The sequence below is a fragment of the Rhodococcus sp. NPDC019647 genome, assembly GCF_044389235.1.
Taxonomy (GTDB): Bacteria; Actinomycetota; Actinomycetes; order Mycobacteriales; family Mycobacteriaceae; genus Rhodococcus_F; species Rhodococcus_F oxybenzonivorans.
In genome coordinates this window covers 19,398-41,373 of the sequence record NZ_JBIRXS010000019.1, presented here as the reverse complement: position 1 = coordinate 41,373, position 21,976 = coordinate 19,398, and the positions used below count along the sequence as shown (strand labels likewise).

At 66.3% G+C, this 21,976-nt stretch carries 20 protein-coding genes and 1 riboswitch; of the genes, 8 read left to right on the top strand and 12 right to left on the bottom strand.

The genetic code is table 11. From position 1 onward, the window contains the following. The first annotated feature begins 9 nt into the window (after nt 1-9). From ACH49N_RS26525 to ACH49N_RS26490, 8 genes are all read left to right on the top strand, one after another. Nucleotides 10-1,464 (top strand): SDR family NAD(P)-dependent oxidoreductase, encoded by a 1,455-nt coding sequence (locus ACH49N_RS26525; protein ID WP_358275450.1) that lies wholly within the window; start codon nt 10-12, stop codon nt 1,462-1,464. Nucleotides 1,465-1,569: 105 nt separating this feature from the next. After that, nucleotides 1,570-1,986, top strand: a complete 417-nt coding sequence (locus tag ACH49N_RS26520; protein WP_159921967.1) for a universal stress protein — start codon at nt 1,570-1,572, stop codon at nt 1,984-1,986. A 72-nt stretch (nt 1,987-2,058) separates the two neighbouring features. Then, nucleotides 2,059-2,469 (top strand): DUF2784 domain-containing protein, encoded by a 411-nt coding sequence (locus tag ACH49N_RS26515; protein ID WP_159921965.1) that lies wholly within the window; start codon nt 2,059-2,061, stop codon nt 2,467-2,469. A 37-nt stretch (nt 2,470-2,506) separates the two neighbouring features. Next, the gene (locus ACH49N_RS26510) at nt 2,507-3,751 is read left to right on the top strand and encodes a saccharopine dehydrogenase NADP-binding domain-containing protein (protein ID WP_358275449.1); all 1,245 of its coding nucleotides are present in this window, start codon (nt 2,507-2,509) and stop codon (nt 3,749-3,751) included. 261 nt (nt 3,752-4,012) lie between these two features. Further along, a complete protein-coding gene (locus ACH49N_RS26505; RefSeq protein ID WP_358275448.1) occupies nt 4,013-4,978 on the top strand; it encodes a sulfite exporter TauE/SafE family protein in 966 nt (321 codons plus the stop codon). A gap of 112 nt (nt 4,979-5,090) precedes the next feature. Continuing rightward, a complete protein-coding gene (locus ACH49N_RS26500) occupies nt 5,091-7,274 on the top strand; it encodes a malate synthase G (RefSeq protein WP_358275447.1) in 2,184 nt (727 codons plus the stop codon). A 130-nt stretch (nt 7,275-7,404) separates the two neighbouring features. Then, nucleotides 7,405-9,192, top strand: coding sequence for a substrate-binding domain-containing protein (locus ACH49N_RS26495; protein ID WP_358275446.1), 1,788 nt, complete (start codon nt 7,405-7,407; stop codon nt 9,190-9,192). 219 nt (nt 9,193-9,411) lie between these two features. Then, a complete protein-coding gene (locus tag ACH49N_RS26490; protein ID WP_358275444.1) occupies nt 9,412-10,569 on the top strand; it encodes a metallophosphoesterase in 1,158 nt (385 codons plus the stop codon). A gap of 43 nt (nt 10,570-10,612) precedes the next feature. On the opposite strand, the gene gcvP is transcribed toward ACH49N_RS26490, so the two are convergent. From gcvP to ACH49N_RS26430, 12 genes are all read right to left on the bottom strand, one after another. Beyond that, nucleotides 10,613-13,465 (bottom strand): aminomethyl-transferring glycine dehydrogenase, encoded by a 2,853-nt coding sequence (gene gcvP / locus ACH49N_RS26485; RefSeq protein WP_358275443.1) that lies wholly within the window; start codon nt 13,463-13,465, stop codon nt 10,613-10,615. Nucleotides 13,466-13,639: 174 nt separating this feature from the next. After that, nucleotides 13,640-13,761, bottom strand: a riboswitch (glycine riboswitch). 110 nt (nt 13,762-13,871) lie between these two features. Further along, nucleotides 13,872-14,492: a MerR family transcriptional regulator gene (locus tag ACH49N_RS26480; RefSeq protein ID WP_109329483.1), complete on the bottom strand. Its 621-nt coding sequence runs from the start codon at nt 14,490-14,492 to the stop codon at nt 13,872-13,874. Between the two features lie 271 nt (nt 14,493-14,763). Then, on the bottom strand, nt 14,764-15,237 hold the full coding sequence (locus ACH49N_RS26475; protein WP_109335061.1) for a bifunctional nuclease family protein: 474 nt from the start codon (nt 15,235-15,237) through the stop codon (nt 14,764-14,766). 147 nt (nt 15,238-15,384) lie between these two features. Beyond that, nucleotides 15,385-16,125, bottom strand: coding sequence for a MerR family transcriptional regulator (locus tag ACH49N_RS26470; protein WP_159921951.1), 741 nt, complete (start codon nt 16,123-16,125; stop codon nt 15,385-15,387). Beyond that, the gene (garA, locus tag ACH49N_RS26465) at nt 16,122-16,622 is read right to left on the bottom strand and encodes a glycogen accumulation regulator GarA (protein ID WP_109335060.1); all 501 of its coding nucleotides are present in this window, start codon (nt 16,620-16,622) and stop codon (nt 16,122-16,124) included. The genes ACH49N_RS26470 and garA overlap by 4 nt, the downstream gene beginning before the upstream one ends. A gap of 314 nt (nt 16,623-16,936) precedes the next feature. Continuing rightward, nucleotides 16,937-17,341, bottom strand: coding sequence for a glycine cleavage system protein GcvH (gcvH, locus tag ACH49N_RS26460; protein ID WP_109329480.1), 405 nt, complete (start codon nt 17,339-17,341; stop codon nt 16,937-16,939). Between the two features lie 42 nt (nt 17,342-17,383). Then, a complete protein-coding gene (locus ACH49N_RS26455; RefSeq protein ID WP_159921947.1) occupies nt 17,384-18,127 on the bottom strand; it encodes a DUF881 domain-containing protein in 744 nt (247 codons plus the stop codon). Nucleotides 18,128-18,134: 7 nt separating this feature from the next. Next, nucleotides 18,135-18,497, bottom strand: a complete 363-nt coding sequence (locus ACH49N_RS26450; RefSeq protein ID WP_159921945.1) for a small basic family protein — start codon at nt 18,495-18,497, stop codon at nt 18,135-18,137. Between the two features lie 75 nt (nt 18,498-18,572). Beyond that, on the bottom strand, nt 18,573-19,436 hold the full coding sequence (locus ACH49N_RS26445) for a DUF881 domain-containing protein (protein ID WP_358275440.1): 864 nt from the start codon (nt 19,434-19,436) through the stop codon (nt 18,573-18,575). Continuing rightward, nucleotides 19,436-20,059 carry a CDP-alcohol phosphatidyltransferase family protein gene (locus ACH49N_RS26440; RefSeq protein ID WP_159921941.1) on the bottom strand — a complete coding sequence of 208 codons (624 nt, stop codon included), beginning with the start codon at nt 20,057-20,059 and terminating at the stop codon, nt 19,436-19,438. Before ACH49N_RS26440 ends, ACH49N_RS26445 begins: the two co-directional genes overlap by 1 nt. Before the next feature lie 145 nt (nt 20,060-20,204). Next, the gene (locus ACH49N_RS26435) at nt 20,205-21,239 is read right to left on the bottom strand and encodes an SMP-30/gluconolactonase/LRE family protein (protein ID WP_358275438.1); all 1,035 of its coding nucleotides are present in this window, start codon (nt 21,237-21,239) and stop codon (nt 20,205-20,207) included. 40 nt (nt 21,240-21,279) lie between these two features. Continuing rightward, nucleotides 21,280-21,897 (bottom strand): CoA pyrophosphatase, encoded by a 618-nt coding sequence (locus ACH49N_RS26430; RefSeq protein WP_159921937.1) that lies wholly within the window; start codon nt 21,895-21,897, stop codon nt 21,280-21,282. Between the last annotated feature and the right edge of the window lie 79 nt (nt 21,898-21,976).

The window sequence follows — 21,976 nt, the reverse complement described above, 5'->3', positions numbered from 1 at the left end:
CGAAGTTCGATGGGTGAAACAGCGACGGCAATCGATCCGGCAGATCTGGAGATCTGTTTGCGGGTTCTCGATCAGGCCGCAAGTCTGGACGAATCCGACCCTGATTCGGTCACCGTGCAGCGCGCCGTGGGCCATCTCTTCAAGAAGTTGAAGAAGCGGCGCCGACTCGCCGCCCGGGATGCTGTCGCCGAGGCGGACCGCCGGGTGGTCGCCGCCACGGCGACCGGGTCGCCTGATCGGATAGACGACGAGACCGCCGGCATTCCGCTCACGTCGAACGCCGACGGCGCCACCGCGGGCACGCTGATCCGTCCCCGCCCCTGTTACATCTGCAAACAGCGGTACACGCGGGTCGACGCGTTCTATCACCAACTGTGCCCCGACTGCGCCGGGAAGAGCCGCGCGAAGAGGGACGCACGCACCGACCTCACGGGACGCCGGGCGCTCCTCACCGGTGGTCGCGCCAAGATCGGGATGTACATTGCGCTGCGCTTGCTCCGCGACGGCGCGCACACCACGATCACCACACGGTTCCCCAACGACGCGATCCGACGGTTCAAGGCGATGGAGGACAGCGCCGACTGGATCCACCGTCTGCGGGTGGTGGGTATCGACCTCCGCGATCCCGCGCAGGTGGTCGCTCTCGCCGATTCCGTTGCCGCCCAGGGCACACTCGACATTCTCATCAACAATGCCGCCCAGACGGTGCGGCGCTCCCCCGGCGCCTACAGCGCACTGGCGGACGCGGAATCGGGCGCCTTGCCCGCCGGTGTTCTGCCCGACGTCCTGACCTTCGGAAAGACCAGCGACGCGCACCCGGCGGCTTTGGCCGGCTCCCTGTCCGACGTGTCGGCCATGGCCGGTGCGGCGATGGCACCGGAATCCGTCAGCTCGCTCGCCCTCGTCGCCAAGTCCGCCTCCCCCGTTCGCATCGCGCAGGGTCTCGCCATCGACGCCGGGGGCCTCCTGCCCGATCTCGCGCACACGAACAGCTGGGTCCAGACCGTCGAGGAGGTCGACCCGATCGAGCTGCTCGAAGTGCAATTGTGCAATTCGGTAGCGCCGTTCATCCTGGTATCCCGGCTGCGACCCGCGATGGCGGCGGCCGCCGCCCGGCGCAAGTATGTGGTGAACGTCTCGGCGATGGAAGGTCAATTCAGCCGGGCATACAAAGGACCAGGGCATCCGCACACCAATATGGCGAAGGCAGCGCTGAACATGCTGACGCGGACCAGTTCCAAGGAAATGCTCGACGACGGCATCCTCATGACGGCGGTCGACACCGGCTGGATCACCGACGAGCGACCGCACTACACGAAGATGCGGCTGGCCGACGAGGGTTTCCACGCCCCCCTGGACCTCGTCGACGGCGCGGCGCGGGTGTATGACCCGATCGTGCAGGGTGAGCAGGGCATCGACCTGCACGGCTGCTTCCTGAAGGATTACGAACCCTCCCCCTGGTGACCGAGCACCCCATCCGGCGCGCCAGAGAGCATCAACACAGCCGAAGGACGCTGGTGCACGGGGATAATGGGGCTCGAAACGAATCCTGAACTGGAGGCACCACACATGGCGATCGCCGTTGTCCACCGAGACAGCCCCGAGGGCCGGGCGGCGATCGTCCACGCCGCCCGTGAGGCCGTGCATCGACACGAACAGCTCGTGGTTCTCTCCGTCGTCGACGAGGTTGCGGATGCGGACGCCGAATCGGATCGTTCCGCTCTGTGCGCCGAAGTCCAGGCCACGCTCGAGGGTAACGGTGTCGGCGAGGCCTCGTGGGAGTTGCGCACCGAGGCGGGCGACGGCGACCAGGTCAGTGCGCTGCACACCTTGGTGGACCGTAGTGGTGCCGACCTCCTCGTCGTAGGTACCCGACGCATGTCACCGATCGGCAAGTTCCTTCTCGAACGCTGGCTGCAACGGCTCCTCCTCGAGGTCGACATCCCGGTTCTCGTCGTCAAGGAAGAACTGCACGGTTCCGCCTGAACGCACTTCCGGCGGCCGGGCCGGCGCCGCGCCTAGGATGACAGGGCGGGTCCCGGAACCAGGAGTACACCGATGGGGAGTGCAGCTTTCTACAGGGTGGTTGCCGACGCGACGGTCGTCGTGCACCTGGCCTTCATCCTGTATGTCGCCGCCGGCGGCTTCCTCGCCTGGCGCCTGCCGCGCACGATCGGCCTCCACGTCGCGGCCGTCGCCTGGGGTTTCACCGGACTCCTCGTAGGTATCGACTGCCCACTCACGCATCTCGAGAGCTGGGCCCGGGTGCAGGCCGGACAGGCTCCACTGCCGTCCTCCGGGTTCATCGACCACTACTTGACCGGAGTTCTGTACCCCGAGTCGGCTGCCGGCGCGATCCAGATATCGGCCGCCCTCGGCGTCGTTCTCTCCTGGGCCGGGTACGGCATTCTCCGTGTCCGGGCCCGCAGCACATTCGCGCACACCCCTTCCGGTCACGCCGGTTCGTAGCACCCGGAGTGGCTGGACGAGCTTGTAGTGTCGAGCCATGACAGACAGCGCACGTGAACTGGATCTGGTCGTCTACGGGGCTTCCGCCTTCGTCGGCAAACTTCTCGCCGACTATCTCGCCCGCACAGCGCCCGCCGATGTGCGAATCGGCCTTGCCGGACGCTCGCAGGCCAAGCTCGAATCGGTGCGATCGTCGCTCGGCCCCCGCGCAGCACAGTGGCCGATCATCGTCGCGAACTCGGACGATCAGGCGTCGCTCGCCGCCTTGGCCGCCGGCACCAGAGTGGTCGCCACGACGGTGGGTCCCTACGCCAAGTACGGGCACGGCCTCGTCGCTGCATGCGCCGAGGCCGGCACCGACTACGTCGACCTCACGGGTGAGGTGCTGTTCGCCCGCGACAGTATCGACGCCAACCACGACAAAGCCCGTGAGACCGGCGCACGAATCGTGCACTCCTGCGGTTTCGACTCCATTCCGTCCGACATCGGAGTTCATGTACTCCACGAAGCCGTGCAGGCCGACGGGGCCGGCGAACTCACCGACACCACCTTGGTCGTCACCTCGCTCCGAGGCGGCGTGAGTGGAGGGACCATCGACTCCCTTCGGACCCAGGTCGACGTGTCGAAGAAGGATTCGGCGCTGCGCCGGCTCGCGGCATCGCCCTATTCGCTCAGCCCGGACCGGTCTCAGGAACCCGATCTCGGAAAACAGTCCGATGTCAGCGTGGTCAACGGTAAGGACATCGCCCCCGAACTCGAGGGCTGGAAGGCGCCGTTCGTGATGGCGTCCTACAACACCCGCGTCGTGCGGCGCAGCAACGCCCTCCGGAAATGGGCGTACGGGCGCGAATTCAAGTATCGCGAGGTCATGAGCGTCGGCAAGTCTCCGGTCTCGCCTCTCATCGCCGGTGCCGTCGCCGTCGGTCTGGGCGGATTGGTACTCGGCCTCAGCGTCCCGCCCACCCGCTACCTCCTCGACCGGGTTCTTCCCGCACCCGGCGAAGGTCCGAGCGAGGATGCGCAACGCAAAGGCCACTTCACGATCGACATCTATACGGCCACCACGACGGGTGCCCGGTACACCGCTCGGGTGAAGGCCCAAGGCGATCCGGGGTACCGCGCCACGGCGGTCATGTTGGGTGAATCCGCGCTCGGCCTGGTTCTCGGCGGCGATGCGCTCCCCGCCGCGGCCGGTGTCCTCACTCCGGCGACGGCGCTCGGTGACGTCCTGGTCACCCGCCTCCGCGACGCGGGTCTGGAAATCTCGGCACGCAAGTTGTGACGGGCCGGGCGGGTCGACGTGACAGGCGTAGAACCGCCCCGCTAATCTCGAACGACGTGCGCGGGTAGTCCGCGCCTTTCTCACGGCTTACGGAGTGTCCATGAACGGCTCGAGCGCGATGGCAGGCCCCGCGGCCGTGCTCGCTCTCATGCCGTTCTGGCCGTCGCGCCGGGGTCATGCTTTCGATCAGGGATGTTGCTGACCGGCCTACGGGCCGGTCTTTCGCTGCCCTGACGTTCGCTTCCCCCGCTCGGAGTCCCGATGTTCAAGCTCTTGATCTTCACGCTGGTCGGCGTGGGTGCCCAACTGGTAGACGGAGCGCTCGGGATGGCTTTCGGTGTGACGGCCACGACCCTGCTCGTCGTCAGTGGGGTCGGGCCGGCGCAGGCGAGCGCTGCCGTTCATTTCGCGGAGGTCGGCACGACCCTCGCTTCGGGGGCGGCGCATTGGCGATTCCGCAACATCGACTGGTCGCTCGTCCTGCGACTCGGCGTGCCCGGCGCGATCGGGTCCTTTTTCGGTGCCGTCGTCCTGTCCAGCTTGTCGACCGCAGCGGCGGCCCCGGTGACAGCCACCATTCTGCTGGCCATCGGAATCTATGTGCTGCTCAGGTTCTCGATCCGGCCGCCGGCGGTCGACGGCGCCCGAACGTCCCCTCACACGGCCGCATTTCTGTCGCCGCTGGGTTTGTTCGGTGGATTCATCGACGCCAGCGGTGGCGGTGGTTGGGGTCCGATCACGTCGAGCACCCTGCTCTCCCGCGGCAAAACTGCACCGCGGACCGTCATCGGGTCTGTCAGCGCCTCGGAGTTCCTGGTATCCGGTGCGGCCAGTCTCGGCTTCATCTTCGGCCTCGGTAGCGCCTTCTTCGACAACCTGCTGATCATCGCCGGACTGGCGCTGGGCGGAGTCCTCGCTGCACCCCTGGCGGCGTGGCTGGTGAGCCGGGTCCCGGCGACGCTGCTCGGGACCGGTGTCGGGGGAATCATCGTGATCACCAACGCACAGAAGCTCTTTTCGACGTTCGACGTGAGTGGAGCGCTGTCGGCATTCGGCTATGTCGTGCTCGTCGGGTTGTGGGCGGGACTGCTGGTGGTCGCGTGGCGCCGCTCGCGCCTCAGCGCAGCGGAGTCCGCGGGCGACTTGCAGCGTTTCGGCACCGGCCCCGAGTTGTCCGCACTGCCGGAAACCCCGGTCTTCGAGCCTTCCACCGGCGGGAAGGTCTGAGCGCATCCGCCAGGCCGGACGTCATCGGCCCCACGCCTTTACTCCCAGGTAACATTGGTCGCGATTCATGGCACCCGTCCGGTGCTCCGATAGCGGAAGAGTGAGGCTATTCATGACTGAGCGTGTTCAGGTCGGCGGTCTTCAGGTCGCCAAGGTTCTCTACGACTTCGTCGGGAATGAAGCTCTTCCCGGAACCGGAGTCGATGTCGACGCCTTCTGGGCCGGCGCCGACAAGGTTGTTCACGACCTCGCCCCGAAGAACCGGGACCTCCTCGCGAAGCGTGACGAACTGCAGTCCCGCATCGACGGGTGGCACCGTGACCGCGCCGGCAAGCCCATCGACGCGGCGGAGTACAAGGATTTTCTCGAGGAGATCGGCTACCTGGTTCCCGCACCGGAACCGTTCGAGGTCGCCACCGCGAACGTCGACACCGAGATCACGTCGACGGCCGGCCCGCAGCTGGTCGTGCCCATTCTGAACGCACGGTTCGCCCTCAACGCCTCGAACGCGCGGTGGGGATCGCTGTACGACGCCCTCTACGGCACCAACGCCATCTCCGAGGAAGGCGGCGCGGAGAAGGGCAGCGGTTACAACAAGGTCCGTGGCGACAAGGTTATTGCGTGGGCTCGCCAGTTCCTCGACACCGCGGCACCCCTGTCGTCCGGGTCGCACGCCGACTCCACCCGGTACTTCGTCGACGGGGCGGAGCTGAAGGTCGAACTCGACGGCGGCAACATCACGACTCTCGCGCAGCCGGAGAAGTTCGTCGGCTACCTCGGTGAGAAGGACTCCCCCACGAGCGTTCTGCTCCGCAACAACGGATTGCACGCCGAGATCCAGATCGACGCCGAGTCCCCGATCGGCAAGACCGACGCCGCCGGTGTCAAGGACGTCGTCCTCGAGTCCGCGGTCACCACGATCATGGACTTCGAAGACTCGGTTGCCGCCGTCGACGCGGACGACAAGGTAATCGGTTACCGGAACTGGCTCGGCCTCAACCGCGGCGACCTGGTCGAGGAGATCGCCAAGGGCGGAAAGTCCTTCACGCGCAAGCTCAACGCCGACCGCACCTACACCGCACCCGACGGCAGCGAACTCTCGCTGCACGGACGGTCACTGCTGTTCGTGCGCAACGTCGGTCACTTGATGACCAACCCGGCAGTGCTCGACTCGGACGGCAACGAAGTGCCCGAGGGCATCCTCGACGCCCTCGTCACCAGCCTCTGCGCGGTCCACGGACTGTCCATCAGCGAGGCCAACGGCCCCCTCGACAACAGCCGGACCGGTTCCATCTACATCGTCAAGCCCAAGCAGCACGGTCCCGAGGAAGTCGCGTTCACCACCGAACTCTTCAGCCGTGTCGAGGAAGTCCTCGGGCTGCCCGCCAACACCCTCAAGGTGGGGATCATGGACGAGGAGCGCCGCACCACGGTCAACCTGGCCGCCTGCATCAAGGAGGCGTCGGAGCGGGTGGTGTTCATCAACACCGGATTCCTCGACCGCACCGGCGACGAAATTCACACGTCGATGGAGGCCGGACCGATGGTCCGCAAGGCCGAGATGAAGAAGCAGAAGTGGATCGCTGCCTACGAGGACTGGAACGTCGACACCGGTCTGGCTGCCGGACTGCAGGGTAAGGCCCAGATCGGCAAGGGCATGTGGGCCATGACCGAATTGATGGCCGAGATGCTCGAGCAGAAGATCGGTCACCCTCAGGCCGGCGCGAACACCGCGTGGGTTCCGTCCCCCACCGGGGCCACCCTGCACGCCACCCACTACCACCAGGTCGACGTTTTCGCTGTTCAGGACGAACTGAAGGGCAAGCCCCGGGCCACCCTCGACGACATCCTGACCATTCCTCTCGCCCCGAGCACCGATTGGTCCGAGGCAGAGAAGAAGGAGGAACTGGACAACAACTGCCAGTCCATCCTCGGTTACGTCGTCCGCTGGATCACCGCCGGCGTCGGCTGCTCGAAGGTGCCCGACATCCACGACGTCGCCTTGATGGAGGACCGTGCCACGCTGCGGATCTCCAGCCAGCTCCTCGCGAACTGGCTGCGCCACGACATCGTCACCGAGGACGACGTGGTCGCCAGCCTCGAGCGGATGGCACCGGTTGTCGACCGCCAGAACGAGGCTGATGTGACGTACCGCCCGATGGCGCCGAACTTCGATGACAGCATCGCCTTCCAGGCGGCGAAGGAACTGATCCTCGAAGGCGGCAAGCAGCCCAGCGGTTACACGGAACCGATCCTGCATCGCCGTCGTCGCGAGTACAAGGCCGCCAACGCCTGAGTACTACGCACGGTCAGCGGCCCTCGTCATCATCTGGTGACGGGGGCCGCTTTTCCGGCTTCGGCTCCGCGCTTCACTACACTGCGGAAGTCGACTTCGATCGACTCGACCGACAGGAGCAGGTAACCACGTGGGAAATCATCGCGGCGGAAAGGGCGCCAGGGGTATCAGTAAGGGACCCCTGATCGCGCTCGGCCTCGTCGTGGTGATCGTCGTTGGAGTGTTCGGTTGGTTCCAGCTGGCCGACCGAATCGAAGATCAGGGTGCCGCAGCGGCAGGCGCGTGTGTCGAGGGTGACAGTGTGCTCACTGTCGCAGCCGACCCGGACATCGCCGCAGATATCCGGACTCTCGCGGACCGCTTCACCGCCACCTCCCCCGTCATCCGTGATCACTGCATCTCCGTCACCGTCACGCCGGTCGACTCCGGCGAGGTGCGCGATGCCCTGATCGCAGGCCCGGACGGCGCGTGGGACGACAAGCTTCTCGGCCCGCGTCCTGCATTGTGGATTCCGTCCAGTTCACAATGGGTCCGTCAGGTGCCGCCCGCCGTCGTCAACGGCGAGGCTCGCCCCCTTGCCGCGAGCCCCGTTGTGCTCGCCGTCCGAGCCGAGTTCGAGAACGCCCTGACCACCGCTGCGGTCGAGTGGAAAGATCTGCCGTCGCTGCAGACAGGGCGAGGGTCGTTGGCGACCCTCGGGCTCTCCGAGTGGGGAAGCCTGGGATTGGCGCTACCCGTCGGATCCGGCTCCGGCAGTACAGAATTGGCGGTCGAAGCCGTCGCCGCCTCCGTTGCCGGCGATGCTGCCGGCCCGATCACCGCCGAGCAGGCCGGATCGACCCAGGTCACCTCCGCGCTCACCGGGCTGGCGCTCGGATATCAAGCACTGCCCGGCGCGAAGCCGGCGACGACGCGCGAGGCCCTCACCATCCTCGCCGACGCGGACGACCCGTCCACGGAGGGCATTCACGCGGTACCGGTCACCGAACAGCAGGTCTACCGGGCGCTGCGCGAGGCCCCCGGCTCCGATGTCACCACTTTCATGCCGAAGGGCGCGACCCCGGTAGCGGATCATCCGGCGGCCATCTTGTCGGGGCCCGCTGTCGACGAGACGCAGAGCCGGGCCGCTGCCCAGTTCACGGAATTTCTTCGCGAGCCGGAGCAGGGTCAGGTGCTCGCTGATGCGGGCTTCAGGGTGGAGGGACTTGGCAGGCCGGACGACACAGCCTTGACGTTCCCCGGCTTCCCCACCACGCTGTTGCCCGCCGATTCCGCGGCCGCCGAAGCGATGATGGGGGTCATCCGCAATCCCGTGACCGAACGGACGTCGACAATTCTGCTCGACGTCTCCAGTTCGATGGGTGCCGGCGAGGGAGCCACCTCACGCTTGACGAATACGACTGCTGCTCTGGCGGCCCAGGTCAGCCGCTCGCCGGACGCCTCGAGCCTGGGGTTGTGGGAATACAGCACCAACCTCGACGGAACCCGCCCCTACACGACGGTGGTTGCCACCGGCCCGCTCTCGGCCGGTGGTTTCATCGAGGGAAGCCGCAGGCAAGCCCTGGGTGCCCGGCTGGCGAAGGCCGTCCCGGCCGCCGGCACGGCCACCTACACCTCGCTCGAGGCGGCGTACAAGAGCGCGGTCGCCGGATACACCCCGGGACGCACGAACTCGGTGCTGCTCCTGACCGACGGCGCCAACGACGACGGTTCGCTCACCCGCGCCGATCTCCTGGCGTCCCTCGCAGCCGCGGGCGATCCGTCGAAGCCTGTTCGCATCGACGTCGTGACCATCGGGCAGAACTCTGATCTCAATACCCTTCAGGCCGTCGCCGATCGCACCGGCGGGTCGCTCGAGAAGGCCCCGTCCTCGGACGGACCCGCTTTGGCCACAGCCATCGGCAAGTTGTTGTCTTGACCCTTCCCGCGCCGGAAGTCGGGCATCGGCGCTCGACCGCACTAGCACGAGCGCCGCTGCGTGCCGTCGGCCCGGAACATCACCTTGCAAGGACCCCGCTGACGTCGTCGACGGGTGCGACGACACCGTGACAGAAAGCACCGCCATGAATCCGGAGATTCGACTCCCTCACCCGCTCGTACCCGTGTCACAGCGGGCCGCTTCCCCCGCGGACGTCCGATGACGAGGGTCGTTGTCTTCGGCGTCGTCCTCGCCCTGCTCACCTGGTGGCTTCACCGGCGGCTCGTGCGGGCCACGGGCCTGACCCGGCCGTGGTCCGTCGTCGTCGATGTCGTCCTCGTCGTGCTGTGGGTTCTTGCCGTGATCGGCGCCGGCAGCGGTGAGGTATTCGACACCGGATGGGCGCGACCTCCCGGTTTCGTGGGATGGGCGTGGCTCGGAGCACTGCTGTATCTGGTGCTGGGCCTGCTCCTGGTGGCGATCGGTTCGCTGGTCGTTCGCGTTGTCGCGCGGTGGCGCCACAGGGGCGAGAGTGCCGATCAGGTCGACCTGTCCCGGCGCCGCACCCTGCGCCTTGCGACGTCGGTTGTCGCGGTCGCCGCCGTCGTGGCCGCCGGATACGGGGTCGCCGAGGCCGCCCGCCCGAAGGTGGTACACGTCCGAGTCCCGCTACGGCGCCTTCCTCCCGAGTTCGACGGTGTGCGCGTCGCCCTCGTGTCCGATCTCCACGTGGGTCCGGCACGAGGAGCGGGCTTCACCCGGGAGGTCGTGGATGTGATCAACGCTCAGGAACCCGACCTGGTGGCGATTGTGGGAGACCTGGTGGACGGAACGGTGTCCAAGGTCGCGCCCGACCTCGAACCCCTCGCGGATCTTCGCGCACCGATGGGGATTTTCGGTGTCAGCGGAAACCACGAGTTCTACGCCGACGACGGCGGCCGCTGGCTGGATGTCTGGGACCGTCTGGGCATCGCCACCCTCCGGAACCAACGGGTGGCTCTCCGCCGCGGCGACGCAACGATCGACATCGCAGGCATTCACGATTACTCGTCGCCGGCGCCCTACGAGCCCGACCTGTCTGCAGCTCTCGCGGGACGTGACCCGTCGACGTTCGTGATGTTGCTCGCCCACGAACCGCGGCAGGCGCTGGAGGCCTCGGATCTGGGCGTGGACCTTCAGCTGTCGGGGCATACGCACGGCGGGCAGATGTGGCCGCTCCGCTATCTCGTGCCGCTGCAGCAACCTTCGGTGACCGGTCTGGATCGGATCGGGAACACGGTTCTCTACACCACGCGCGGAGTCGGCGCCTGGGGCCCGCCGGTACGCGTCGCCGCACCGCCGGAGATCACGATCCTCGAACTGGTGCGCGCCGACTGACCCGGTCCGGGCCCGCCCCGGGTGAGCAGGGCGCGCCCAGCCGTCAGGCCCCTTCGAATGCCGAGATCGGCGGGCAGGAGCATACGAGATTGCGGTCACCGTGCGCTCCGTCGATGCGACGCACGGCAGGCCACACCTTCGGCCGAGCCTTGCCGCGGGGGAAGACAGCGACCTCTCGCGAGTACGGGTGGTTCCACTCGGCAACGAGGCAGCCCGCCGTGTGCGGGGCTCCGCGCAGCGGATTGTCGTCGACCGGCCACTCGCCTGCCCCTACCCGGTCGATTTCGGCACGGATCGCGATCATCGCCTCACAGAAGGCGTCGATCTCCTCGAGATTCTCACTCTCGGTGGGCTCGACCATCAGCGTCCCGGCTACCGGGAAGCTCATCGTCGGGGCGTGGAAACCGTAATCAGCGAGACGCTTTGCCACATCGTCCACAGTGACACCGGTGTCCTTGGTGATCGGACGCAGGTCGAGAATGCATTCGTGGGCCACCATTCCACCCTCGCCCGTGTAGAGGACGGGAAAGTACTCGTCGAGGCGGCGTGCGATGTAGTTGGCCGAGGCGATGGCCGTCAGGCTGGCCCGGCGCAGTCCAACCGCGCCCATCATCCGAATGTAGGCCCAGGTGATGGGCAGGATGGAGGCGCTTCCATAGGGTGCCGCAGAAATCGGTCCGGCAGTGCCGAGTTCCGGCGCCAGCGGGTGCCCGGGCAGGAACGGCGTCAGGTGGGAGCGCACGCCGATGGGTCCGACACCGGGGCCACCGCCGCCATGCGGGATGCAGAACGTCTTGTGCAGGTTCAGGTGACTGACGTCGCCGCCGAACCGACCGGGTCGGGCCAGCCCGACGAGGGCGTTGAGGTTGGCGCCGTCCACGTAGACCTGACCCCCGGCGTCGTGGACGGCCGCGCAGATGTCGGCGATCTCGTGCTCGTACACGCCGTGGGTGGACGGGTAGGTGATCATGATCGCCGCGAGGCGCTCGGCATGGTCCGCGATTTTCGCCCGCAGGTCGTCGAGGTCGACGTCACCGTTGGGTCGGCAGGCCACCACTTCCACGCGCATACCGGCCATGACGGCGGACGCCGCGTTGGTGCCGTGGGCGCTCGAGGGAATCAAGCAGGTGTCGCGGTGGTCGTCGCCGCGGCTCAGGTGATAGTTGCGGATCGCCAGGAGTCCCGCGTACTCGCCCTGACTGCCGGCATTCGGCTGCAGGCTGACCGCGTCGTAACCGGTCACGGCCACCAGCCAGTTCTCGAGGTCCTCGATGATGCGGAGAATCCCCGGCGCGTCGCCGGTGGGTGCGAACGGGTGCAGTCGGGCGAACGCCGGCCAGGTGATTGCTTCCATTTCGGCGGTCGCGTTGAGCTTCATGGTGCACGAACCCAACGGGATCATGCTGCGGTCGAGTGCGATGTCCTTGTCCGATAACGCTCGCAGATACCGCAGCATCCCGGTTTCGGTGCGATACCGCGTGAAGGCCTCGTGCTGGAGATAGTCGGAGCCGCGGCGCTGAGGATGGGGCACCGCGGTGCCCGGTTCTACGCCGACCGCACCGGCACCGCCGAATGCCGCGAGAACGCTCTCGAGGTGTGCTGGGGTCGTCGCTTCGTCACAGGCGATGCCGACGTGATCGGCATCGACGAAGCGGAGATTGATTCCCGACTCCTTGGCTTTCGCCACGACTGCCGACGCCTGCCCCTCGACGCGAACGAGGACGGTGTCGAAGAAGTGCTCGTGCACCACGATCACCCCAGCCTTGCGGAGGGCGGCGGCGAGCGAGTGCGCAGCATTCGCGACGCGCTCCGCGATCGCCTTCAGGCCTTCCGCACCGTGATAACTCGCGTACATGGCCGCGAGGACGGCAAGCAGCACCTGGGCGGTGCAGATGTTCGACGTGGCCTTCTCGCGGCGAATGTGCTGCTCACGGGTCTGCAAAGCCAGTCGATACGCCTTGTCACCATCGGCGTCCACGGACACGCCGACGAGGCGGCCGGGTAGCTGGCGGGCATGCTTGGTGTGCACGGCAAGGTACCCGGCGTGCGGACCGCCGAACCCCATCGGGACACCGAACCGCTGAGTGGTGCCGAAGCAGGCGTCCGCGCCGATGTCGCCGGGCGGCGTGATCAGGGTGAGGGCCAGGAGGTCGGCGCCGAGCGCGACGAGGGCGCCGCGCTCGTGAGCCTCGGCGATGACGTCGGTGTAGTCGACGATGCGGCCGGAGGCGCCCGGCAGTTGAGCGAGGACACCGAAGAAGTCACCATCGGGCAGCCCGGCAGACAGATCAGCGACGACTATGTCGATACCGAGAGGCTCAGCCCGGGTCTCGACCACGGCGAGGGTCTGCGGGTACAGATCGGCATCCACCACGAACCGCGGCGACTTGGACTTGTTCGCGCGCCGCAGGAGTGTCATGGCCTCAGCGGCTGCGGTCGCCTCGTCGAGCATTGACGAATTTGCGACCTCCATACCGGTGAGATCGGCCACCATCGTCTGAAAGTTCAGAAGAGCCTCGAGACGCCCTTGGCTGATCTCCGGCTGGTACGGGGTGTAGGCGGTATACCACGCAGGATTCTCGATGATGTTCCGGAGCAGAACCGGAGGCGTAAGGGTGTCGTAGTACCCGAGTCCGATCATCGTGGTCGCCACGGTGTTCTGGGCGGCGAGTGCAGAAAGCTCGGCGAGAGCCTCGTGCTCGGACACCGGGGCAGGCAGAGCGTCGAGCCCGTCGGCCACACCATTCGCGACGCCGTCGAGAATGGCGGCCGGGACCGCCTTCGACGCCAGGTCGTCCAGGGATCCGGCACCCACGACGTCGAGGATGTGCGCGAGTTCCGCCGCGTTCGGGCCGACATGGCGGTCAGCGAATGTACGGCTTCCAGCGTCGATCACGACAACTCCCAAGCAGTTCGGAGGACTAGGACCCGCCCCGCGCAGCGGTGCGTCCCTCCCCCTCTGTCGCCTGCTCGCGTTCGAGCGCCTGAGAGATTCGGTACCGGCGTCCAGGTGTGGACGGGCCCTTTCCCCGTGGGCGGGTGGGTACTCCCACCGCTTTCCAGAGACGTCGGAGCCCGCACGGTCCTGTGTGCCTGAGAGATTGACGGGGAGGTGCTGCTCCTTCGGCGCCCGGGTCCTCCACACACGATTTTCTGTGCATGCAGTGCCCGGAACTCTCCCGCACGGCGTCGACGCACCGACAGTCTATGTCACCCGCGACCAGTTCACGCACGCCCATGTCACGCATTTCTGCGGTGGAACACGACCGGGCGTCACCGGCGCTTGTCTGCCCGACGAGAACTCAGCCCGTCTTACGGCTTGCGCGAGTCTTCCGCCGGGACGCGAGTTCGTCTTCGGGACTCTGCTCGAGCGCGCCACCATCGGCACGCTCCGCCGGGAAGTCCGCGATGGTGCCGGTCAGCTCACGCATGGCACCGCTCACGGCGATACCGAACACGCCCTGGCCACCCTGCAGTAAGTCGACAACCTCTTCGGCGGACGTGCACTCGTAGACAGTAGTGCCGTCGGAGAAGAGTGTGATCTTGGCCAAGTCGCGCACCCCACGCTTACGCAGATGGTCGACGGCCACACGAATGTTCTGCAAGGATATGCCGGTATCGAGCAGGCGCTTGACGATCTTGAGAACGAGGATGTCTTTGAACGAGTACAGGCGCTGGCTCCCCGAGCCGGCCGCCCCACGGATGGACGGCACCACCAGTGACGTCCGCGCCCAGTAGTCGAGCTGCCGGTAGGTGATTCCGGCGATCTGGCAGGCGATGGGGACGCGGTATCCGACGAGGTCGTCAGGCACGGAATCGTCGGGGAAGAGGCCCGGCTGGATCTCTTCGGAGCTGAACTCTGGCTCGGCAACGTTGTCGCCGGGCGCAAGATTCAGCGGATTCTCCTGCGGCCGATCTCCCACTGACTACTCCCTCTCGCATGTTGCACTGAACCCGACGATCAGTGCGCCTGTGACACGCGTCGCCAGTAGCCGCGGCGCATGCACCACAGCACTCGGGCGGCGTAGTCGCCACCAGTGACACCGAGCACATCCATACCCTGAACCTACTCAGCGTACGCCCGATCGAATCTGCAAGGCAGAAAATCACTGCACCGAACGCTATGACTCCGAGCAGTCAGGGTCAACGCAACGCGCCGGAAGAACCTCAACCGTTACTGGGCGAAGAGGAGCCCTAGCCGTCGGTGGCCTTGAAGTCGTCCGGCGAGACGGATTCGAGAAACTCTTTGAACTTCTCGACCTCGTCTTCACGCTCGTCCGGCATGACGAGTCCCGCCTCCGACAGAACCGACTCTTCGGCGAAAATGGGGACTCCGATACGCAACGCGATGGCGATCGAGTCGGAAGGCCGAGCGGAGACACGCGTGTTCTGATCGAACACGAGATCGGCGTAGAACGTGCCTTCGCGGAGTTCGACGATGCGCACTTCTTTGAGGGTGCGGCCGAGGGCCTCGATCAAATTCTTGATCAGATCATGTGTGAGAGGCCGGGCAGGCTCGACACCCTGTTGTTCGAGTGCGATTGCGGTGGCCTCGGTCTGCCCGATCCAAATAGGGAGGTACCGGTCGCCGTCAGTTTCGCGCAGCAGCAGAACAGGCTGGCTCTGAGGCTGCTCGACACGAACTCCGATCACGTGCATTTCGCTCATCGCGTCTGCCTCCACCCTGCAATGGTCCGTACGCGGCACACCGTGCCTACCAGGATTCTATTCGATTCGTGTCCGCTGTCGACCGTACAGCCGTTCGAGCGCAGCGTCGTTGAGAAGTTCCCCGTCAGAGGCGTGCCTGGCAACAACTCACCGGTCCAGGGCACCGCGCACAGCGGACTTCACCAGACACGTATGCAGAGTCAGCGACAACGCCGCCAGTTCCCGGACCATTTCCTCGGCGCGGTCACGGGCACCCGCGTCACGTCCCTTGGCCACCGGCCCGGCTATCTGGGCCACCAGCCCCGCCTCACGGTCGGCGGCGAGCTTGAATGCCCGCAGGTGCCGCACTTCGAGGCCGAACTCGGACATCGCCCGCGCCGTGCGTGCAAGCGTCACGGCATCCTCGTCGAAGAAGCCGGCCGGGCCGGGCACGACGAGACCTCCTCGGGTGAGTTCCACGAGGAATTTCTCGTCGATGCCTGCCCGGGAAATCAGGTCGTCGCGGCTGATCCGGACTTCCCGATCGGTGAGGAACTCCTCGGGTGACACCTCACCCGGAGCGACGGTGAGGGCCCGCGGCCGGCGCGGCGACGAGTCGCCGGCACCGACCGTGGCCACACCTCTGTCGATGGCCTCGAGCTGCTCTTTGATGACCTTCAGCGGCAGATACTGGTCTCGCTGCGCAGTGAGGACGTAGCGCAGACGTTCGCAGTCGGCGATCGAGAAGCGCCGATAACCCGACGGAGTCCGCTGGGGGCTGATGAGACCCTCGGCTTCGAGGAATCGGATCTTCGAGATCGTCACATCAGGGAAATCGGGCCGCAGTCGATCCAGCACCGAGCCGATCGACATTCCCGATTGCGCCTGCTGCTGCCGCACCGCGGTCATTGGCTACCCGCACCAGCTGACGTCTCACCGATCTGCGAGCCACCCGCGGTGGTACGCGGACCCGTCAGGAACACCAGACGGAACTTGCCGATCTGGACCTCGTCACCGTTGGCCAGCACCGCGGAGTCGACCGGTTCCCGGTTGACGTACGTGCCGTTGAGGCTTCCTACGTCGACGACCTGGAACTCGTCGTCCTCCTGGCGGAACTCCGCATGACGACGGCTGACCGTCACGTCGTCGAGGAAGATGTCGCTGTCGGGATGGCGCCCCGCAGAGGTCGTCGGCTGGTCGAGCAGGAAGCGTGAACCCGCGTTGGGTCCGCGCTTGACGACGAGCAGAGCGGAACCTGCTGGCAGTCCCTCCACACCCGACACCGGAGCCTCCGGCGCCTGGGTTGCCGAGGAGGTGTCGAGCTCGTTGAGGAAGTCCGCGCGGAAGACCGACGTCGTTTCCGCCGGGGACTCCCCATAAACCGCGTCATTGCCGTTCTCGCTCACCGTTTCTCCTCCTAGTTCGATCATCCAGCAAGATTCGCTGGACTACGCAATGCCACTCGGTTCTACATAATTCGATATTTGTGCACATTATCTTCCGTGCACTGCCACAACCACAGTCAAACTACGGACCTGCGCCCCGACACGGCACATGCGTTCACCTCGACCGTACCCTGCGCGCGCCGGTGCGTGTAGTAAGACAGGCCGCCAGCACATTACGAACCGGTAATACGCCGCCGGATCGACCCGTCGTGACCGTGAGGCGGGCCGCCGGGTTCCCGGAGGCGGCGGAACACCGCTTCCTCAGCCCGCCGAGATCAGCCTGCGGTGATGTCCGCATAGGCTGCCGCATCCAACATCTCCGCGAGGGCGGCGTCGAGCGTCGCCTCGTCGTCGACCCCGAGATCGACGAGCCAGCCCTGCGCGTACGGCGCCGAGTTCACGAGTTCCGGGTTGCCGTCCAGATCAGCATTTGCGGCAACGACTTTCGCCGTGAGGGGCGCGAAGATGTCGGACACACTCTTGGTGGATTCCACTTCGCCGAGCGATTCGCCCGCAGTCACCTCGTCGTCGACAGCGGGCAGCTGGACGAACACCACGTCACCGAGCTGGGACTGCGCGAAATCGGTGATGCCGATCCGCACCGTCGTGGCTCCGGTCCGCTCGACCCACTCGTGTTCGGCTGTGTACCGACGATCGGCGGGAATTTCGAGCTCACTCACAGTGGCGTCCTTTCGATGGCAATCCGCGGGCGGATGCGAAGATCAATTTCCGGGCTGAGCGTATTGGCGAGGTTTCGACTCCCGCAAGGCGGAGATCGTGACCTGCTGTGATTGTTCGATCTCGAGCTGTCCACCGCTGCGCGCGACGGTGTCGACCACCCCGCCGGGAATGTTGAGAGCGGCCGCGAGGGTGGGCGGATCCCCGATCGCGACAACGCTGTACGGCGCGGTCACGCGCTGACCGTCCACCGACAGATCGCCTGCAGACCCCGATACCCAGGAGTCGACGCCGATCCGGATGGGAGCACCCTGCGCGCCTTGCAGTGAGATGGCCTCGGCACCCGCCGCCCGCAACTCCTGCACGAGGTCGAGGAGCACTTCGGAGCCCACCCCTTTCCCTGGGTCGGTGATGCTCATCGTCACCCCGGGCCCCGTGGCCGGTGCGCTCCCCACTTGGATCGACAACGCGGTCAGGCGTGCGCGTGCCTCGTCGAGGGCGGCACCCGAGCTACCACTTCGTCGTAAAGTGTCCAGCGTCTGCTCGAGGGTAGCGATCTCCTGCCGCAGGGCCGCCTCCCGCTGGTTCAGCGTATCGAGCACGACCAGGAGGTCCGCCGGACTCGCGGAGTCGAGCGTGTCACCGGAGCCGGTGTTCTTCACCTGAGTCACGATCGCGATTCCCAGGCCACCGAGAAGAAGTGCGGCCAGCACGGCGAAGACGACATGAGACCGGCGCGACGCCGATTCGTCCTGGTGGAGTTCGTGTCTGCCCTCGTGACCGCTCATTGCCCGATCACGCTCCGAAGAGGCGACGGCGGAGAGCCGCCGCGTTGCCGAAGATCCGGATACCGAGGACCACGACGATCGCGGTCGATAACTGGGTGCCCACTCCCAGTTGATCCCCCAGCCACACGATCAGCGCGGCCACCAGAACGTTGAACACGAACGAGACGACGAACACCTTCGAATCGAAGATCTCGTCCAGGTAGGCACGCAGTCCGCCGAACACGGCGTCGAGCGCCGCCACCACAGCGATCGGCAGGTAGGGCTGCACGGCATCGGGCACCTGAGGGCTGAACACCACTCCGAGCACGATGCCCACCACCAGCGCGAGGACGCCGTACACCGCCGATCCACCCTTGAGCACTGCCTTCATCCGAGCACTGCCTTCATCCGAGCGCCGCCTCCATGTCACTAGCCCTCTCATCGAGTTCCTCGTCACTCCGCCATCTCATCGAGTTCCTGCCACCTGCGCCGAGCGCACCTCGCGAGCCGGGGCCGCGGGAAGGTCGAGTTCGTCTGCTTCGGCCACCGAGAAGCCGATGCCGTACAGCTGAGCAATACTCGACATCCGCAAATACGCATCGCTCACCACGAATCCCGTCTGCATCGGCCTCTGCGGTCCGATCGCAGACACCACGTATGGCGAGAACACGGGCTGATTGTCTACGAGCATCGCGCCGCCCGCCTGCCGGATCGTCACGGTAGGACCGATCCGTACATCACCGACCGCCACGGCCTCGGCTCCGGTGGCCCACAACGAGTTGACGACTGATTGGAGGTCGCGGTCGAGCACCACAGCCTTTCCGCCCACCGAGCGCTGCGACGAGTCGGACAGGTTGGGCCGAGCCGCGGGATCGGTCAGTGTCACGGTGAGTCCTGGACCGCGGACGGCCTCGACCGCGGCGTCACCCTCGAGGGCGCGCAGCTCCGTGAGGACGGCGGATCCACGGGCATCACCCGCCAAGGCTGCGGCGCGGGCGTCGTCCGTGTGCACGGACAGGCCGTCGCGGGTGTCCTCGAGACTCCCGACGCGGGCTTCGGCGTCGTGTACCTTGCCGAGCAGTTCTGCCCGGACCTGTTCGGTACCCGGCAGGCGTTCGGTGGCCTGGCGGTACGCCACCGCGAGCACCAGGCCGATCAGCAGCGCACCGAGGGAAATCCATACCCGGTTTCCCCACCGGGTCTGCCGCGCATGGCCGTGTTCGCGATCCTCGGCGGCGCCCTCGTAGCCGGGGTCCAGGTGATCGTTCATCAGGGACCGGAGAAGGGACGGCACCGGATTTCGGCGGACGCCCGTGTCGGTGCGCTCCATCAGCGGACCTCGCGGTCGTCGCCACCCGGCGCTCGCACGGGAACGGTACGTGCGACGACGAATGCGTTGGCGATGTACAGCAGACCGGTCCAAAGGTACAACGCTGTGCCCCAGATGAGGAGAGCGGCACCCGCAGGCTGCGCGACCGGGGCGAAATCCCAGTCGACGTGCGCGGCGAGGATCATCGGCAGTGCGAACATGAGCAGGAAGGTTGCACCCTTACCCAGATAGATCACGTCCGGTGGGGGCAGTCCGCGGCGCCGGTAGATGAGCAGGGTCAGTGCCAGAACGGCGTCACGCCCGATGAGGATGGCGGCCACCCACCAGGGAATGAACCCGCGCACCACGAAAGTCACCAAGGTGGTCACGACGTAGAGGCGGTCGACGAAGGGGTCGAGGAGCGCACCCAGCTTCGAGGACTGGTTCAGTACGCGCGCCAGCTTGCCGTCGAGCCAGTCGGTGAATCCACTGATCATGAGGATGGCCAGCGCCCACCCGTCGGCGTGGGTGACGAGCAAGAGATAGACGAACAGCGGCACGCCGATCAAGCGGATGACACTGAGGACGTTGGGCACGGTCACGATGCGGTCCGACCGCACGATGTCCCGGTCCACCGAATCCACCACAGTCTCCCCAGCCCTCGATTGCGCAGTGTCGCGCGCTGCTCCTCGCAACGCTCTCGCCACTCTTCCACAACGGGTCCGGGCTTCAGGCGACCGTGGGCCACCTCAGCCACGTGTCACTCGTCGATATGCGAACCGAGTCCGATCATCGCGGCGCTCGGACTCGGGCAACACAGTCCGCGGTCAGACTTCCCAGATACAGCCACCCCTCATGCTCCCGGACACCGGTGACGGGTGAGTAGCTTCCTTTACCACCGCGCAGGCTGTGCACGATCGTCCCGTTCGAGTCCAGGGCGATCACCCAGCCGGCACGCTGCGGGGCGGGCTGCACCGCTTCGGGCAGATTTGCTGCCAGAATCCGTAACGTCGGATACGGCGCGAGCATGTCGAGCACTCTCATGCGCGGACTGTAGAGCGCCACCCAGAACAGACCGGCCGACGTGTGCGACGTCATGTTGTCGGGAATGCCGGGGAGGTTCTCCGCCCATACCGACACGCTTCCCCGCGACGGGCCCGTGACGTCGACGCGAGAAATTCGATAGGCCCCGGTCTCGGCGACCAGGACGAAGGATTCGTCTGCCGCCAATCCGACGCCGTTGGCGAACTGCAACCCCTCTGCGAGGAGATCGGTCTCCCCCGTCTTCGGGTCCAACCGGAGCAGTCGGCCGGTCCCCCGGTGCTCGAGAAGATCGTACCGATGATCATCGATGGTGAAGCGGGCCGACGAGTCGGTGAAATACACGATCCCGTCACGGCCGACGGCAGAGTTGTTGCACGCCACGATCGGTCGCCCCACAGCGGATTCGGCCAGCACCTCGACGCGCCCACTGTCATCTACCCGCAGGACCCCGCGCGCGGCATCACACACGAGAAATCGGCCGTCGTCCAGCACCTCGATCCCGAGGGGGCGCCCGCCGGTGTCGGCGATCGGGATCGCCTTCCCGTGGATATCGAACCGCCAGATCCGACCGTCGTTGCCCCCGGTGATCACCCGTCCCTCGGCATCGACGGCGACGTCTTCCGGGCCTTCACCGGACGGCAGCTGCCATCGCTCGGCATCGTCGAGCACTCGGTTGGGCGCGAGAAGACCTGTGGGAGTGGGCGGTGCGGGAGCATGCCAGACGACAGGGTCGACGCCGGTGCGGTCGAGTTTGCGAGCCACGGACTCGAAGATGGTCACAGGGTGTGACCCTAGTCGCGGCAACCCCACCGTGATTCGGCTAACGCCAAGCGAAGACCGGTTGGTCGAACCCGTCGATGCGGGTGTGGCGGCCGTGGAGCGCGACTTCCCGGAATTGGTACACCACGGCGCCGGTCGGCGCGTGTACCAGGTGGCGCCGGAACGGCCATTGGATCACCGGCTTCGACGATTCGGGGATGTCGACGAACCGCGGCTCGGTGTCGATTTCGGAGAGTCCCACCGCGAAGACTTCCGCCACCTCCTCGAGATGGGGAACGAGAGTAGTGATCGATCGATCCGACCACACGACGAATGGTGTGATGACGTAGCCGGAGCGGGTGACGTAGTCGTCGAGGCGGCCGAGAACCGCGGACGGCTCCACATCGAGACCGAGCTCTTCGTGCAATTCACGGCGCGCCGCGTCCGCCCCGGTCTCCCCCGCATCCACGCCGCCCCCGGGCAATGCGAATTGGCCCGGGTGCGCTCGCATCTTGGTCGGGCGCATGGTGAGTGGAATGGCCTGCCCACCCGATCCGTCGCTCATCACGGCGATCACGACTGCCGCCGATCGACGATTGGTCGGATCGACTATCCGCGGTTCGAAGTGTGCGAGCGCGTCGGCGAGGTGGTTTCTGTCGAGGACGGGCGCATCAACCATCACCCGACACTATCCGCCCCTGCGCGTGATTTCCTGCCGTTTGAATCTCTCGGTACGTCACGCTGTCGGCCGGCACACA

What these genes read in the sequence shown, in the direction of transcription:
- ACH49N_RS26505 (WP_358275448.1), top strand. Translation starts at nt 4,013, where the DNA reads ATGTTCAAGCTCTTGATCTTCACGCTGGTCGGCGTGGGTGCCCAACTG.
- ACH49N_RS26515 (WP_159921965.1), top strand. Translation starts at nt 2,059, where the DNA reads ATGGGGAGTGCAGCTTTCTACAGGGTGGTTGCCGACGCGACGGTCGTC.
- ACH49N_RS26520 (WP_159921967.1), top strand. Translation starts at nt 1,570, where the DNA reads ATGGCGATCGCCGTTGTCCACCGAGACAGCCCCGAGGGCCGGGCGGCG.
- ACH49N_RS26445 (WP_358275440.1), bottom strand. Translation starts at nt 19,436, where the DNA reads ATGGAGCGCACCGACACGGGCGTCCGCCGAAATCCGGTGCCGTCCCTT.
- ACH49N_RS26510 (WP_358275449.1), top strand. Translation starts at nt 2,507, where the DNA reads ATGACAGACAGCGCACGTGAACTGGATCTGGTCGTCTACGGGGCTTCC.
- ACH49N_RS26430 (WP_159921937.1), bottom strand. Translation starts at nt 21,897, where the DNA reads ATGGTTGATGCGCCCGTCCTCGACAGAAACCACCTCGCCGACGCGCTC.
- ACH49N_RS26525 (WP_358275450.1), top strand. Translation starts at nt 10, where the DNA reads ATGGGTGAAACAGCGACGGCAATCGATCCGGCAGATCTGGAGATCTGT.
- ACH49N_RS26455 (WP_159921947.1), bottom strand. Translation starts at nt 18,127, where the DNA reads ATGAGCGGTCACGAGGGCAGACACGAACTCCACCAGGACGAATCGGCG.
- ACH49N_RS26470 (WP_159921951.1), bottom strand. Translation starts at nt 16,125, where the DNA reads ATGACCGCGGTGCGGCAGCAGCAGGCGCAATCGGGAATGTCGATCGGC.
- ACH49N_RS26490 (WP_358275444.1), top strand. Translation starts at nt 9,412, where the DNA reads ATGACGAGGGTCGTTGTCTTCGGCGTCGTCCTCGCCCTGCTCACCTGG.
- ACH49N_RS26450 (WP_159921945.1), bottom strand. Translation starts at nt 18,497, where the DNA reads ATGAAGGCAGTGCTCAAGGGTGGATCGGCGGTGTACGGCGTCCTCGCG.
- ACH49N_RS26475 (WP_109335061.1), bottom strand. Translation starts at nt 15,237, where the DNA reads ATGAGCGAAATGCACGTGATCGGAGTTCGTGTCGAGCAGCCTCAGAGC.
- ACH49N_RS26500 (WP_358275447.1), top strand. Translation starts at nt 5,091, where the DNA reads ATGACTGAGCGTGTTCAGGTCGGCGGTCTTCAGGTCGCCAAGGTTCTC.